At 37.9% G+C, this 15,771-nt stretch carries 8 protein-coding genes; 4 read left to right on the top strand and 4 right to left on the bottom strand.

The window, feature by feature from the left end; genetic code table 11:
* Positions 1-27: 27 nt before the first annotated feature.
* Both EHO58_RS01280 and EHO58_RS01275 read right to left on the bottom strand, forming a co-directional pair.
* Entirely contained in the window at positions 28-1,458 is a 1,431-nt protein-coding gene (locus EHO58_RS01280; RefSeq protein WP_135678130.1) for a polysaccharide deacetylase family protein, read from the bottom strand.
* A gap of 181 nt (positions 1,459-1,639) precedes the next feature.
* Positions 1,640-2,152: an LB099 family protein gene (locus EHO58_RS01275; RefSeq protein ID WP_135626766.1), complete on the bottom strand. Its 513-nt coding sequence runs from the start codon at positions 2,150-2,152 to the stop codon at positions 1,640-1,642.
* A gap of 492 nt (positions 2,153-2,644) precedes the next feature.
* Between EHO58_RS01275 and EHO58_RS01270 the strand changes: the two genes are divergently transcribed.
* The 4 genes from EHO58_RS01270 to recD all read left to right on the top strand — a co-directional run bounded on the left by EHO58_RS01270 (position 2,645) and on the right by recD (position 12,377).
* Positions 2,645-3,040 (top strand): hypothetical protein, encoded by a 396-nt coding sequence (locus tag EHO58_RS01270; RefSeq protein ID WP_135626767.1) that lies wholly within the window; start codon positions 2,645-2,647, stop codon positions 3,038-3,040.
* 499 nt (positions 3,041-3,539) lie between these two features.
* Positions 3,540-6,947: an exodeoxyribonuclease V subunit gamma gene (locus EHO58_RS01265; protein ID WP_135678128.1), complete on the top strand. Its 3,408-nt coding sequence runs from the start codon at positions 3,540-3,542 to the stop codon at positions 6,945-6,947.
* Positions 6,934-10,593 (top strand): UvrD-helicase domain-containing protein, encoded by a 3,660-nt coding sequence (locus tag EHO58_RS01260; RefSeq protein WP_135678126.1) that lies wholly within the window; start codon positions 6,934-6,936, stop codon positions 10,591-10,593. Before EHO58_RS01265 ends, EHO58_RS01260 begins: the two co-directional genes overlap by 14 nt.
* Complete coding sequence (gene recD / locus EHO58_RS01255) at positions 10,590-12,377, top strand: exodeoxyribonuclease V subunit alpha (protein ID WP_135678124.1); 1,788 nt, start codon at positions 10,590-10,592, stop codon at positions 12,375-12,377. The genes EHO58_RS01260 and recD overlap by 4 nt, the downstream gene beginning before the upstream one ends.
* 1 nt (position 12,378) lies before the next feature.
* On the opposite strand, the gene EHO58_RS01250 is transcribed toward recD, so the two are convergent.
* A complete protein-coding gene (locus tag EHO58_RS01250; protein WP_135678121.1) occupies positions 12,379-15,219 on the bottom strand; it encodes an adenylate/guanylate cyclase domain-containing protein in 2,841 nt (946 codons plus the stop codon).
* A gap of 72 nt (positions 15,220-15,291) precedes the next feature.
* On the bottom strand, positions 15,292-15,768 hold the full coding sequence (locus tag EHO58_RS01245; RefSeq protein ID WP_135678119.1) for an STAS domain-containing protein: 477 nt from the start codon (positions 15,766-15,768) through the stop codon (positions 15,292-15,294).
* Between the last annotated feature and the right edge of the window lie 3 nt (positions 15,769-15,771).

The following is a 15,771-nucleotide window of genomic DNA, read 5'->3' as shown; positions in this document are numbered from 1 at the left end:
ACCTAAAAATTTATCAGAAAGCAATATTTAGTCGGGATCTTTTTTAAACTCTTTTCTATTTACAAATAAAAATTGAGTTTCACTTCTCTTGCCGGAAGTGGTTTTGCCGATCACAGTCATTGCTGGATAAGTAGTCTTTTTGAATTCAGGAATTCTAATGATATATTCTGTATCCGACTTTCTTTGAAGAATACCTTCTTTTCCGCTAATCTTGATCGCCACCGACTTAGGGTCTAGACCTTCTACTATAACAGGAAAACTATCTCCAGGTTTGACCCAAGAACCATCCAGAACTCCCAATTTAATCTTGGCAGGTGGAGAAGCGCTTAGAATCGAATTGAACCTGGATTGGGACATCCCCCAAGTCACCAAGGACCTATGGACCGTATAAGCATACGTTCCGGGAACATTCTTCCCTGGGTTTACTGTGAATGCCATTCTATAACCCGCAGCCTTTGCTTCTTCTATTACTCGTACGTCGAATAACCCGAATGGATAAGCGAGGTCTTGGATCTTTCTTCCGGTTTTAGCCTCGAGAGTTGCTTTAGAATCTTTGAGTTGGCTCCTGATCTCTGCTCTAGACATTGCAGGCAATTTAGGATGGTAGACCGTATGAGAACCTATATCTAAAACTCCACTGTCCAAAGCTTCTTTCAATTGGGCCCAGCTTAGATAAAATTTAAATCTTGGATTGGAGATCACAGTCGGATAAATAAAAACGGAAGCTCTCATTCCATATTTTTTGAGCAGAGGAACAAGCACATCTCTGTGGGTCAAGGAGCCATCATCAAATGTTAAAAGAACGGGGCGGGCAGGGAAATCAGAACCGGCCTTACCTTGCTGGTATTGGTAGAATTGGTCCAGGCTAATAGTCTGGTAACCTAAAGACTTGAGATACTTAAATTGTTCTTCTAAAAGGCTAGGATCTAAATTATACCCACCCATCGGATCTTGGTTCCCAACCAAGTGATGGTAACATAAAACAGGGATCCCTTTTCCATGACCTAATTCCGCATTCGCATTTTGATTATTAGTATCGTACTGTGTTTTAGGAGGAAGTCCTGAAACTCCAGGAAGAGAATTTTCGTACTTCTTAGAAGCAGTCTCTTTTTCCTTCTCTTTAATCTCCTGCTTTTCCTTTTTAGAAACCTTGGTTTTTCCTTTTTTCCTGCGCTCTATACGTTTGGATTTACGGGAAGAAGGTTCCGCAGAAGCCACAGATTCTTCTTTTTCTTTTTTAACCTTTGCTTCTATTTTAGGAGAAGGTGAAGAAGTTTCTTCCGATCTAGGAATTTCTCTTTTAGGAGCGGAAGTTTTTGGACCTTCTTCTTCCTCTTGGTTCGTTTTGGATTTACCGTCTGAACTTAAAAATTCACGGACAGGTCCCGCTGAAAGGTTGGAAGAAGCGAAAATACTTAGAATAAGTAGAATGGAAAAACGGCTGATTTGTTTATACATGGACGATCAGCTCCAAGATTCTCTCTGGCAGATGACGCGCAACTTTTTACTAAGATGTGAGGTATAGTAAAAGTTTATAAAATGGATCTGGGATCTGTCTTTGAGATAGGACTTTTAGGAAGTTTGTCGTTGAAATTTATTGACAAGGCCCGTCTTTCGGAAAGATCGACGGGCAGGAAGTTTATCTTTTTCCTTTTTCCTTAATCAAACGTTTCAGAACAGACTCTGAATGACCGCTTAGTTTGATAACTGCAGCCTTGTTAGGTTTCTTTTTTTCCAGCTCAAGTAGAATGGTGGAAAAACGGAACTTTCTGCGAATATGATTCACAGCAGGAATAGAAGTTTTGAAAAGTCTAGCCAGCTCATGATCCGCATTTCCTTCCTGATTCAGGTCGTAAAACTTGGAAAGTTTGGCATCGTCCCAAACGATCTTCTCGTCCGTCTTATAATAGTTATGGTATTCTAGACGACGGCTGTTTCTTTCGTAAGAGCCTTTGTTTCTTTTCTCTCTCCAAAAAGGATGCCTATTCCTTGCATATTTTATGTCATCTATTGAATAACCGGATTTATTTAGCCATTCTGTGGTAATACTGGATTTCTTAGGTCCTTCTAGTTTTGATTTGATGGAAAATTCAATGTACTGCTCTGGCGTTTTCGCAGAGAGGAGTTTCTTTTTTTCCTTTTCGTAATCCATATCCTTGCCTTGCGATTTCTAATGCACCGTCAGGTGTTATTTTATTTTTTAGTCGGTGGATAGTGTTCCTTACCTGGACCAATACCGAAACTCTTTTTCAAATTGCAGTAGGAAAAAACAAAAAGCTTCTTCGTCTGGTCTGGCTATGCAGAAGAGATTCGCAAAACCTCCTTTAAAGTATACTAAGCAACTTAGAGACTCAAATGCTCTTCCAAAGTTTGTCCCTCGAAGGACTACAGGAAGCCGTTAGCATGACCTCGTCCTCATACAGAAATATCACATGATATAAAGTTTGTGTACGATTCATTATTATTAATCGAAGTCTGAAACATTTACGTTTTTCTGTCTCAGTTCCGACGAATAGTAACGTCTACCTCCTTCTTCTTTCTAACATTTATTAGACTTTGGTTTTTCGTTTCAGAGATAATTCTATCTTTCAGAAAAAAAAGAAACCAGCAAAAATGGCTAAGGTCTCAAACAAGGTTAGTCGTCATGTTATTCAGAACTTCAAATAAAGGCAGAATTAGAGTAGTTACGGCTTATTTGTGCCTTTTTTACTTATTCAATTTTTCCGTTAGCTCTCATGAAGAAGGACCGAATCACTCACATATAGACCAATGTCGCTCTGACAAAGAAAAATACTGTAAGGAAAGTCCCAAAGGAGATGTTCTCTCTTGTTTGAAGAAGAACGAGGAAAATCTTACCGAAGACTGCAGAGAATTGCTACAGGAAGTCAGGGAAAAAGCAAAACTTAGAATGGAAGCCTGCAAAGAAGATAAGGAGAAGTACTGCTCCAGCCGAGGAACAGCCGTTATCCGTTGTCTCCAAGAAAACAAAAATCTTTTGGGAGAAAAATGTAAGTCCGCATTATTCTCTAACTCCAAGTAGGAAGTCCGAAATCTCGGCTCACTTTTCAAAGTCTGTATACAAAAGAAATTAAGTATACGAACTTTTATATGTAGGCACTTCTACACTCTGTCACAGAAGCCTTTTTGGTATACTGCACACTCTATTGTATACAATCGAAATTGATCTTCTCTGTGTTGTATACAAGACTGCGTATACAACACGATCGGGAAGAAGGTTTGTCGAAGTGACTACAAAGTTATAGGTCTTCTTCAGGACGAACTTTTTTGCATGGCCGAAGGTTCGCAAAGCCTGGCATGGGCGTAATTGCACAAAGCCTTCGATTCCATAGTGCATAGGCGAACTAGCGCAAAACCTAAAATTCACACCCACTTCCCCAACTTCCGATAATCAGGATTATGTCGCATTAGGTAAAATCCTTTGGATTGCTGATTTATAAGCCTATAAGAGCTCCCCTCTCGGACCAAAACTTTGTTTTACCGGTCCGTAATTTCTGAATTTTTGGTAGAACCGATCGAAGATGAGCATACGAGTACATAGTTCCGACAATCTTGCGGATTTATCCGAAGCTTTATCTGGATCCTTGAGAGAAGAGATCTCGAGGCAGGACGGATTATATTCTCCGACGGTAATCATCCCGAACAAGAGTATGGAGACATGGTTGAACCTGGATCTGGTCCAAAGATTCGGTGTAGTCTTCAATATCCGATTTTTATTCTTGGAAAAGTTTTTAGAAGAGTTAGTTCTGGAAAAATTTTCTCCCGAAATCGATCCAAAATCCAGACCATTCCTGCAAGGAGAATCCAGAAAATTCCAGATCTACGAGACCTTGCTCCGAGATCAGGAATTTCTCCAAAAGTATCCCATCCTCAAAAATTATCTTTTGCCTTCCGGAAGAAAAACTCCGGACCCAGTGAGGCTTTTAGATCTTTCCGGGCGTTTGGCAAAATATTTCAAGGACTATGAACTTCACAGACAGGATTGGATCCGAAATTGGTTAGGAGATAAATATTCACTTCTAAGATTACCTGGAGAGGATATCTGGGAAGAAGTCGCTACCCAGTCGGAAATTTTTTTCTTTCAGAAAGAACTCTATTCTTATCTTACGAATTCTGATCCTTCTAAAGAAACTTTAATCCAATATTCGATGCGAAATTTTGGCTTTGAGTCCAAGGCCAAAAAACATTCTCCAAAGAATGTGTATCTATTTGCATTGTCTCAACTTTCAAGTACCTATGTCTCTATTTTTCAAAACCTTCTTCCTGAAATTCATTTGGAAGTTTTTCAATTCGGAGTTCCGGATGGAGAACCTGTAACTGGAACGGAAAGAAACCAGATCTGCAGAAACTGGGCAAACTCATTTCGTTCCTTAAAAAAATCTTGGGAAATTTCTGGAGCGGAATTTTCACATTCTGCCAAAAAAGAAAAACAAACAAAAACAGTTTTATCAGAGTTCAAAGAATATCTTGGACGATCGGAATACAAAGCTTCATCAAGACTTCTTCCGGATGAAAGTTTACAAATTTTAGAAGCACCCGGAAAAGTCCGAGAAGTAGAAGCTATATTCCATCATATTCTTTCTATTTTATCAGAATCTAAAGAAACCAAATTAACCGATTTTGGGATATTTTGTTCTGATCTTTCAGAATACAGAGCAGCCTTAGAGTTCGTATTTGAAGGCGGGATCCAAGTAAAACTTACGGAAAAGGAAAAGTCCAGCAGTTCTATAAAAACATTACCCTATAGCATAAGAGATGTTCTCGCCTCAGACACAAGTGCCTATATTAGTGGGATACTTTCTTTATTTACTCTACTCTCCAAAGAAAGATCCAGAGCGGATATTTTTAAATTACTTAGAAACCCATGTTTCCAATCTAAATGGGAACTAGAACCTTCATGGGTAGAAGAATGGGCAAAATTTTCTGAAGACTTAGAATTGTACCAGGACGATTCTTTGGCTGAAGATCGACCGCTTGCATTTTCTTTCAGAAAAGGTTTTTTGCGTTTAGCCGCAGGGAATATATTATCTGCAGAAGAAGAGGAAGATCTTCCAGTCTCTCCTTTTGATTCAGGATCAGGTCCTTCCGTATCTGCTTGGATAGGAATTTGGAAACGAGTATCTTCCTTATTAGGAGAATTTTCCTCCCTGATTTCAGATCAGAAAACCTCTGGGGAAAAAATCATAGATTCATTATCCGATCTGCTCAGAGAATTATTTTCATCTCCTTCTTCCAATCCGATCGAAGTCGAATTAGAGAAAAATATTATAGATTCATTATATGAATTGAAGTCCGTAGATTGGGATCCTAAAAGTTTTAAGGATAGACTCAAATTTTTAGAGGCATTTTTCAGACAAACCGGAGGAGAGATCCAGGTCCGAAAAGGCCAATATTTGACCGGAGGGATTACGGTATCTTCTTTGCAACCGATGCGCCCCATCCCATTCCGACATGTATATATTTTAGGATTGGGAGAAGGTTTATTCCCTGGAACAGACGATACTTCTGCTTTCAATCTAAGGCATTTTGCTCCTAGAGAAGGAGATATAAATGTAAGGGGTTTAAACCAATCCCTATTATATGAAACAATTCTTTCGGCGAAACAAAGTCTGATCCTATCATTCGTTGCGGAAGATATTACGAAAGATGAAAGTATTGCTCCCTCTTCTTCCTTACTTTTACTCGAGCAAGCCTTGAAGGAGAATATATTAGCTCCCGAAACTTCCGTTAGGATCAAGGTCCCTTTAAACAAACACAGTAAAGAATACTTTATCCAAAAAGAATCTGCTTCGGCAAAGCTCGCGGAGAAGTTCCGCAAAAGTTTCGATCTTTCTTCTTCCCTTCTCTATGGAAAAGAAGAAGATAAAGAATATTATCGTAAAATAGTTCTCGGGAATTTTCAGAATAATCCTTCTGCAAAAAAAGAAACTCCGGATCTGGAAAGTATAGATTGGAATGATCTGGTTCGATTTGCAAAGTCCCCTCTTTCTTATCATTTGCAAAGAAGGTTCGGATTATATTCGGAAGAAATTTCGGAATCCGAAAATGCAACAGAAGAACCTTTTAGGATCTCGGATAATTTCAAATTTATGAAAGAGTTATGGTCTTATTCTATGAAAAAGACCGAAAAAGAACTACAAAATTCTTTGGGAGGACTTTTCTCGATTTGGGAAAAAAGAGGAAATATCCCAAGAGGAATTTTCGGGGATACTGAATTTTTAACTAAATCGGAAAAGGTGGGAAAAATTTCGGAAGCAGTTTCCGAAATACTTTCAGATTCGGAAGTTTTATCCGGTTTTACTTTCGGAGTATCACCTAAAAAAGGTAATTTACTCTCTTTACCTACCATTCCATTCCAAATTTTGAATGGACTCAAAACCACAATAACCGGTTTGAAAGAAGATGTTTTCCTGAAAAAGGAAGCCGACGATACTCTTACTCTTGTTTTGGTATATCCGAATTCTAAGAAAAAGTTTAAGAACTTAATCGAACCGTTTCTGATCCAATCTTTACTGGATCTGATCCCTTCTGAAAATACTCCGAAGTCGGTGGTTGCAATATTCGGATATGGAGACAAACCAACCATACTGAATATGAACCGAGAAGGAGGAGAAATATATCGTAAAAAATTCCTCTCTGATCTGGTGCAGGAATTTTATAACCGATCCATCTCTTTAGTTTCTCCCGGGATCTGGGAAGATTTTCCCGATAGAACTGAAATTGATCTGAACGATCCGGAAAAATTAGATTTATATTCGAAAGAATATAAAATCTGGGCACAAGAATCAGTTCAATACGATCCTGAAATTTATTTGGATGAGATCATACGACTCTTGCCCTACTCTCAAAATTATATAAGTGAAAAGGACTTTTACCTCTGCTTAAAACTTTATCATCCATTGGAGAAGGTTTTTTATGCAGAAAAGTAAACCGGAAACAGTGGCCAATTCTTTCGCAGACCAAATTGATATTACGAAAAATGGTTTTATTGGTGCCTCTGCCGGAACAGGAAAAACACATACAATTGTATTTTTAGTTCTAAAAATATTAAAAGATTCTTTTAGGACTTCTTTAGATTCCGATAAAACTCCTTTTGGAATAGAATCTATATTAGTACTTACTTATACGGATAAGGCGGCATCCGAATTAAAAGGTAGGATCCGCGCAGAATTAAAAAATACAATCTTAAGATTAGAAAAAATAGAATCACCGACTGAAGAAGAATCCAAAGAACTGGATTATTTTTTGAACCAAGCATCTCGTTTGGATCAGGCTTATATTTCTACGATTCATGGATTTGCACATAAGATCTTAAAAGAATATTCTTTGGAATCAGGTAGTTCCGAAAATTCTGAACTTGTGGAAGAATTTTCCGCAGTTTCCAAAGCATTGTATAGAAGAATGCGCAACGAGTTTAGTGGAAAATACCCAAAGGGACTTTTACCCTTTATACTCTCTCAGGCAAATCGTTTTTATAATGACGGATTCCAGGGGACCACTTGGGAAAATTTTGTATCCGGTCTTGCGGTGAAGAAGGTTTCTTCTCCAGATTCAATCCAACTTCTCCCCCGCCCTCAGAAATTTCCGGAGATCGGTTCTATCAAAAATGTATTTTTGGAAATACAATCCATTCTTCCTAAATTTTTAGAATTTCAGGAATCTTTTAAAAAGAAGATCAACACAAATAAACATAAGGCTCTTTCCGCTAGACAGATTGAATTTCAAAATTCTTTAAAAAATCTTATCGATTCTTCAGAACCGTTTTCTCCTTTCCCATTTACTCTCGCTCTTAAAAAAATTCTGGATCTAAAAAGAGGAGAAAGTTCCGGCATAGAATCTATCCTTCTTTCCGATGAGGAATTAAAAACCGCGACCGGCGAATCAGGATTTCTTTCTTATACATTAGAAAGAGAAAAAATCCGTAAACATGCTTTAAACTTAAGCGTATTAGAATCCTCTCTATCTTCTTTCTTAATTTCTCTAGCGGAAGATATCGCAGAAGATTCCGTCAAAATCAAAGAAGAAGAAAATTCAATTACCTACGGGGATATGATTTTAGGACTTTCCAATTCTTTGGAAAAAAATCCGGAACTAGTATCGGAATTAAAAAAACGTTTTCGATTCGGGATTATAGACGAATTTCAGGATACCGATCCGGATCAATATAATATTTTCAGAATATTATTCTTGGAAAAATCCAACGGCACCGAAATGGAAGGAAAACTTTTCCTGATAGGAGATGCAAAGCAGTCTATCTACGGTTTCAGAGGAGCAGATCTAGGAACTTATCTGGCTGCAAAAAGAGAATTCGATACCGGCGGGAAATTTGCAGACTCTTCTATCGTTTATCCGGAACTGGATACAAACCGCAGGTCCTTGCCGGAACTTATTTCTTCCTATAATTCCATTTTCGGAAGTGAAAAAGGAGAATGGTTCCCGATTGGAGAAACCGGATTTTTACCCATAGAATACGTGAATGTAAAATCTCCTGAAATGCCAGGAAAGGCGATTTTATATTCAGATAAAAGTAATCGTGCAGCCTTAAATGTATTCTCTCTTTCTAAGGAAAGTAATGCGGATCGATTAAAGGATCAATATTCCCGATTTTTAGCGGAAGAGATAATTCATCTGGTTTCCGAAAAGTCCGAGATCTATATTAAAAAAGAAGGATCTTCTTCTCCGGAAAAATTGAGCTGGTCGGATATCTCTGTCTTGGTCCGAGGAGAAAACGATTCCGAATTTTTGAAAAGGCAATTTAAAACAAGAGGGATCCCATATACTTATCCTAAACAAACCGGTTTATTCGGATCAGCTGAGGCAATCCGAGCCAGAGAGATCCTTCGATGTTTAAATGAAGAAGGAAGTAGAGATTCATTTTACAAATTATTAATATCCGATCTATTCTGTGTTCGCCCTGAAAATCTGCAAAATTACGAAGAATATCCGATTGAGTCCGGAGAAAAAAGACTTTTAGAAACCTGGAGGAAATTTTCCCGAAAGAAAGATTTCCCAGGCCTATTCGGTTCTATTCTGACAGAAAGTAGATTATCTTCTCCCCTTCCGGAGGAACCCAGACAGGACTGGGAAAGAAAGATCACAAACTTCAAACAGATATTTTTCTTTTTAACCGAAAAGGCATCAAAATCGGACCAAACTTTAGGAGAATTAATCACTTATTTGGAATCCAAGATGGTATCCAAGGAAGATGAAAAAGATTATCTAGAAAAAGATTCGGAAGAAGATAGAGTTAAAATTTTCACCATCCATTCTTGCAAAGGATTAGAATTTCCGGTTGTGTTTTTATTCGGAGGATTTTCAGGTTGGGGCACACAAAGAAAAAAATTCTCGGAATATAGAGAAGGTGAAAAACGTATTATAGATTTGGAAAATAATAAAGAGGAAATTTCAGTCTTCAATACGATCAACGAAGACAAAAGACTCTATTACGTAGCTTTAACTCGGGCAATGTACAAATTTTATTTTCCATTACTCGCAGAACCTGATCCAAAACGCCCTTTGGAATTATTTCGAAAATCATTCCATGCTGCAATATCCGAATTTCCGAAAGATTCTTCTGTCGCAAAATTTTGGGAGAATGAAGAAGGAAAATATGAGCAGGAATGGATTAGAGATCACAAAACAATCACCGGATTAACGACTATTCCAATCAAAGAAGAAGGATCAGAAATTTTACGTTCCGTAGAGATTTGGCCGGACAAAGCGGAAAAAAGAAAAATTATCTTAGAAAGTTATTCTTCTTTGGACTCATTTTTTACTTCTGAAGGATTCGGATTCCAGGTTTCCGAGACAAAAACATTCAAAACAGACGAGACACCGGAAGAATCTAAAGAAGAAGAACTCCCCTCTTCTAATAAAATGGGGAATTTACTTCACCAACTTTTGGAAACAGAAGATTTTAATATTTATAAAAACGCAAAATCCGCAAAACAAATCCCCGAAAATATCTTAAAATCGTATAATAATATTTTAAAATCATACGGATACGGAAATAGTTCCGAACAATTAGGACTATTTGCTAAAAAAATCTCCGAATTGTTTTGGAATACTCTCAGAACTCCATTATCTCATTCGAAAGAAAAGATATCACTTTCAGAAATTCCTATATCTGAAAGAAAACATGAGGTAGATTTCTTTTTGAAAATTCCGGAACAAACCGGTGCTTCCGACTTATTAAAAGGAACCTTGGATCTAATATTTCTTTCTGAAGGTAAATATTGGATCTTAGATTGGAAGTCCAATCTTCTTTCTTCCAATTTCGGAGAAGATCCTTATTCAGAATCTCATTTGAAAGAAAAAATTCAGGAGTCTTATTCTTTGCAGATGGCAATCTATTCAGTAGTTCTGGATGATTGGTTGAGATTCAAATATGGAAAAGAATATGATCCTAAACTTTTAGGCGGAATGTATTTCGTATTTCTCCGAGGAACGGATCCGAATAGACCGGGAAGAGGGATTTTTTACCAAGATATAGATCCTGAATTTGTAAAAGTTTCTAAAGAAAAAATAAAAGAGACTTTGGATCTGAAAAATAAAATTTCGGCGGAAAAAGAATGAAAGAAGAATCCCTCGAAACAATTTTAGATCAGGAATATGCAGGGTTTCTCACTCAGGAATTTTCAACTTACGCAAAGGAAATCCCGTACGAAACGTTATTCTCTTGGAACTTATCCTTAATCCAAGCCTTTAAAACCGGAAATCTTGCAGTTCCGTTCGCTGAAAAAAACACGATCTCAGATTTATTATTCAAAAAAAGAGACAATTTATTATATTTTTCTAAAATATTCAATCAACTAACTGCAGTTGAGAAAGGTTTCGAAAACTTACTCAAGGTTGGTGCCGGGACTAAATCCGAAAAAGTACAAGAAGTTTTAAAAGAACTCATTTCTTCCAATCCTCTCTCAATCAAAAGAGGGAATAAAGAATATATACTTTGTGGAGAAGGAGAACAAAAAGAAGCCTTAGAAAAAGCACTTCAGCATTCATTTTTTGTTCTAACGGGCGGACCAGGTACGGGAAAAACGACTGTAGTAGCCAATGTGATCCGCGGACTTTTACGATTGGGTTATGATCTAAAGCAGATTGGGCTTGCGGCACCTACAGGAAGAGCGGCTCAAAGATTAAAAGAATCCTTAGAGAATACGATCTCTAATCTTCGTACAAAAAACGGATTGGATGATTCCATTTCCGAAATCCCGACTTCCACATTACATAGACTTTTAGAATATAATCCTAGAAAAAGAAATTATAAATACGGTAAAAATTTCCCACTCCCCTATCGAGTGATCATCTTGGACGAGGTGTCGATGGTGGATCTGCACATGATGTTCAGATTAATGGAAGCCTTACCATTCGAAGTCGAAAATTTCAGATTTATACTTTTAGGAGACCCGAATCAACTTCCTAGCGTGGAAGCCGGAGCGGTTTTATCCGACCTAGTCAAATCCTTAAAAAAACTAAATTCTGAAAATCTAATAGAATTAAAAACAAGCCATAGACAAGAAGAGGAATTTTCTTCTATTTCTAAAGCGGCGGAACTTTGTGTAAAAGAGAATATTTCTTTGCCTGAATTCCAAGAGAATCTTCCTAAATCTATACAATTAGAAACAATTTTTCCAAGTTCTAGAAAGGAAGATCTAAAGGGTTTTTATCAGATCACATTAGATTATAAAAAAGAATGGAAGGAATTTTTAAAAAGAACTGCGGAAGATAGGATTCTGCCTATATTTTCTAAACTTCCAAATCCGAATTCTCCACAGGAACTAAAAGAATATTTAAACAAAGACTTAAATCGATTTAAGATACTTACAATCCTTAGAAACGGGATTTTTGGAAGTGAATACATCAATAAAGAATTAACAGAACTCATTTTACATCACAAAAAAGGAAATTTAGTCCAGATCGGGACCAAAACTTATTTTTCGGGACTCCCTATACTTATTACGAAAAACGATAGAGTGAGAGGAGTTTATAACGGAGACACAGGTCTTGTTTTAGAAGTCCAAACTCCGAATGGAGGAAGCGAACTAAGAGCATTATTTTTTATAGAAGGAGAGATCAGAGACTTCGCATTAGATACTCTTCCTCCTCATGAACCTGCTTTTGCAATCACAGTTCACAAGTCCCAAGGTTCTGAATATGATTCTATTTTTATTATTTATCCGCCTGATCCTTCGGATCTAAATACGGAAGAAGTTTCCTTGGAACTTTTCAAAAAGGAAATTTTATATACTGCGATCACTAGAGCAAAACGTTCCGCATTTTTGGTTTCGGAAAAAAAACTTTTAGAATATTCTCTCCGAAACCGTTTTGAAAGATTAACCGGTTTTAAACTGGTTTAGGTTATTTATGATCCCTAGTATAAACCCCATCCCAAGAAGTTGGAGGTGGAGTTTTTTTATACTCATTACATCTTTCTACAAGTAACTGGACTGCCTTATCGTCCTTACCTTTTGCTTTTTCTGACTCTTTGAATTTTTTAACAGCAGGATCCCATTTGCGATCCAAGTACAGTGCTAAACCTTCTTCATATAAACCGATAATTTCTTTTTTGGCCGAAGCGACACCTTTCAATTCTGAGATCGCTTCGTATAAGATTACAGGCTCATTTTTACCCTTCACTCGGACTAGATCTAGTTTTCTAGTAAAAATGGAATCCTTAATTTCGGTATGAACTGAATCGGAAACCAAGATAGAAACTCCATAATCCTTACCTGCAGCTTCCAAACGAGCCGCTAGATTTACCGTGTCTCCCATCATCGTATAAGATGCGAGAGCATCAGTTCCCATAAATCCAACTTTGGCAAGCCCAGTATTCAATCCGATCCGGATCTTCATATCCCTTGCATCAGGAATATATTTTTGGCCCTTCTTCCAACCGGATCGTAATTCTTCCAGCTTATCTAACATTTTAATAGAAGCTCTAGTTGCTTTTAAACAATGACCTTCTACATCTACCGGTGCATTAAAAATACCTACGATCGCATCCCCGATGTATTTGTCCAAAACTCCGTCATGTTCTTTCAGGATCAGGGTCATCGCGGAAAGATATTCGTTCAATAGTTCGGATAATTCCACCGAACTTAACTTTTCACTAATATTAGAAAATCCTGCTACATCCGAGAAAAATGCCGTTACCCTTTTTTCAGTACCTCTTTTGAGAGCAGCAAGATCCTTCATTGCCTCTCCGATCACAACAGGATCGATCATACTTCCAAGGATACCTTTGATCTTCTCCCTTTCTCGAAGACCGGTAACCATTTGGTTGAGTGCGACAGAAAGATTTCCGAATTCGTCGCTTCCGCCCTGCTCGAATTCTACGTTTAGATCTCCTTTTCCTACTTGTTCCGCGTTTCGAATCAAACGTTTGATCTTTGTGACCACAAAACCGGAAATAAACACAGCTAGGAAGATGGAAAATCCGCAGATACCTAATGCGGAAAGTACAGCCCTGTCTCTATTGCGGCGAATAGATTCCAAACCTTCCGTTCTATCTACTACGGTTCGGATCACTCCTGAAAAATTGGAGGCCAATACGACTGTAGGAAGATCTTCCGAAACTTCTGAAATTAAAGGTGTAACATCTAATTTCCAAAGGATCTGTTCAGCTTCCGTCCTACTGTTCCCGATAATCCCATCCGGAAATTGCGCTTTTAATTTTGCAGTAGGAGTTTCACTTTCTCCGGAATAGATCCATTCTCTGACGGAATTCCAACGTTTCTGGAAAGTTTCTTTTCCTTCTTCCGATTGTACCGATTTCCCATAATCGGAACCATCCGGTCTAAATCTGAGTAAGATCTGGTCTTCTAAAGCGGAATCCCTAATAGAACCGAAAGATTCCACTTCCAGTCCTTCCTCTTCTTTAGGAGGATTGTTCCGAAGATACGTTGCATATAATAAATTTCTCTTACGTATTAATGCTGCGTATTGTGTATATTGTTTCTTAAATTCTTTGTCCTTGAATGGAGGAATCGGAGGCTTCTTCTCTTTTAATTCCTTGAGTCTGGTCTCCAAGACGGGAGGAATTTTAGAAATTTCTGATAGAATTTCCTGTTCTTCTCTTAAATAATTGGTCCAAGGTCCGAGTGTATTTCTTCTAGATTCCAAAAGTTTGGCTCTTTCCGTAGACGCGGGATTTCTGAAATGAGGAGAATATAATGCCTGCAGTTCCAAACCATTTTGTTGGAAAGAAGTAGGACGAATTTCTCCTAAAACCCCAGCTCCTTCTAAAAGAGAACTTAACGCGGATTTTAAACCTTCTTCCAAATTTTCTTCCATGGGAGCTTGGTTTAAAGAAGATTCCGAATCGAAAATTTTAGTATCTAATGTAGGCTCGGAAGCTTCGCCAGGTATGATACCTGAAACTGGGAATGTTTGGATCCTAAATCTGCCAGTATCTAATCCTAATTCTTTGATCTTTCTTTTTTTGGAATCTGCAAGTATGGAGACTATATGTTCATCTAAATCAGATCTGAGCTTTCGAGCTAAAATTAATTTTTTACGGAGCTCTTCTTCGGCGGCAGAGATTTCGGTATGATCCGGTTTTTCCTGATTTTCTTTTAATTCACCCAAGCGTTTTCGGATTTGATTGGCTTCTCTATCCGCGAATACGAATTTTTTAGCCATTGCTTGGAGACGTGCGAATTCTTTATCGCCGACTACTTCTTCTCCACCTTGTTGTAACTGAAGTCGGATATTCTTTTCTAAAACTTGTATATCATCTTTAGAAAGATAAGCGGAATAATACGTATCCAGAGTTTTACGGACCGTATTTTTTCCTAAAGCGCCAAACAGACTGGTCTTGATCCCAAAAAAGGAAACCTTCTTTTCTTGGACTACGGTCTTGGTTGTTTTATATTTTTTTAATGCTTCTGTTTGTTTGCTGACCCGGTCTCTAAATTCTTCGATCCGGATCAAACTTTGGGAAATATTGTCCAATTCCAGAACGAGAGAAGAGATATATTTTCTGGAAATAGCGGCTTCCCTATCATAACTATCCGTGAGAATCTCGGTCTGTTGTCTCACATAAATGAAGGAAAGTATTAGAATTGTCAGAACGATCAGACTTCCAGTAAACCAGGCAAGTTTTGCCCGTATTCCCGAATAAAATAGTCTCGGAAGAACTAGAGTAAGATCTAGGATTTTTTGCCCGAAACTCTGCTTGTGAGAAGTCTGTGTACCCATATAATAGTAACAGCACCAGTCGGAATTTTTTCTGGCAAGCCTATAAAATTTGGAAATTTATTTCCGAATGGATTAGAATAATTTCTCGTAACTAGCCGTTCTATAGTCTGCGGTCAGGTAGAAAGTATGGTCGCAGGAAGGACAGCGGTAGTTTCCTTTCCCCTGCACTCTTAAAATCTGGAGGCAAGCCGGACAGGCCGTAGTGCTTTCGTTAGGTTCAAAATTCCGATCTAAATTTTGATCGGAGACTAGATAATATTTTGCTTCTTCTCTAGTTTTGAAGTACGGGATTTTTTCTCGGAGTCCAAGTCGGTTCCAGTCTCCCATCAGACTTTCGGACAATCCGCAGGCGGCATATTGGGAACTTAAATGAGTGAGAGAAGAATTTTTGAGAGAGAGTAAACCGCTCTCGTCCCAGACTTGCAGGTCTCTGGCATCCAGTAGAATTTTATGAGGCTCAGTTCGAAGTAAAGGATCCGTTTTTTCTCGAAAAGTGTTTCCGAGTAAGGAATCCAGTTTGCCTTGTAAATTGACGATCAATTCTTTCACTAG

The sequence above is a fragment of the Leptospira selangorensis genome, assembly GCF_004769405.1.
Lineage (GTDB): Bacteria > Spirochaetota > Leptospiria > Leptospirales > Leptospiraceae > Leptospira_B > Leptospira_B selangorensis.
This window is presented reverse-complemented; position numbering and strand designations above follow the sequence as displayed.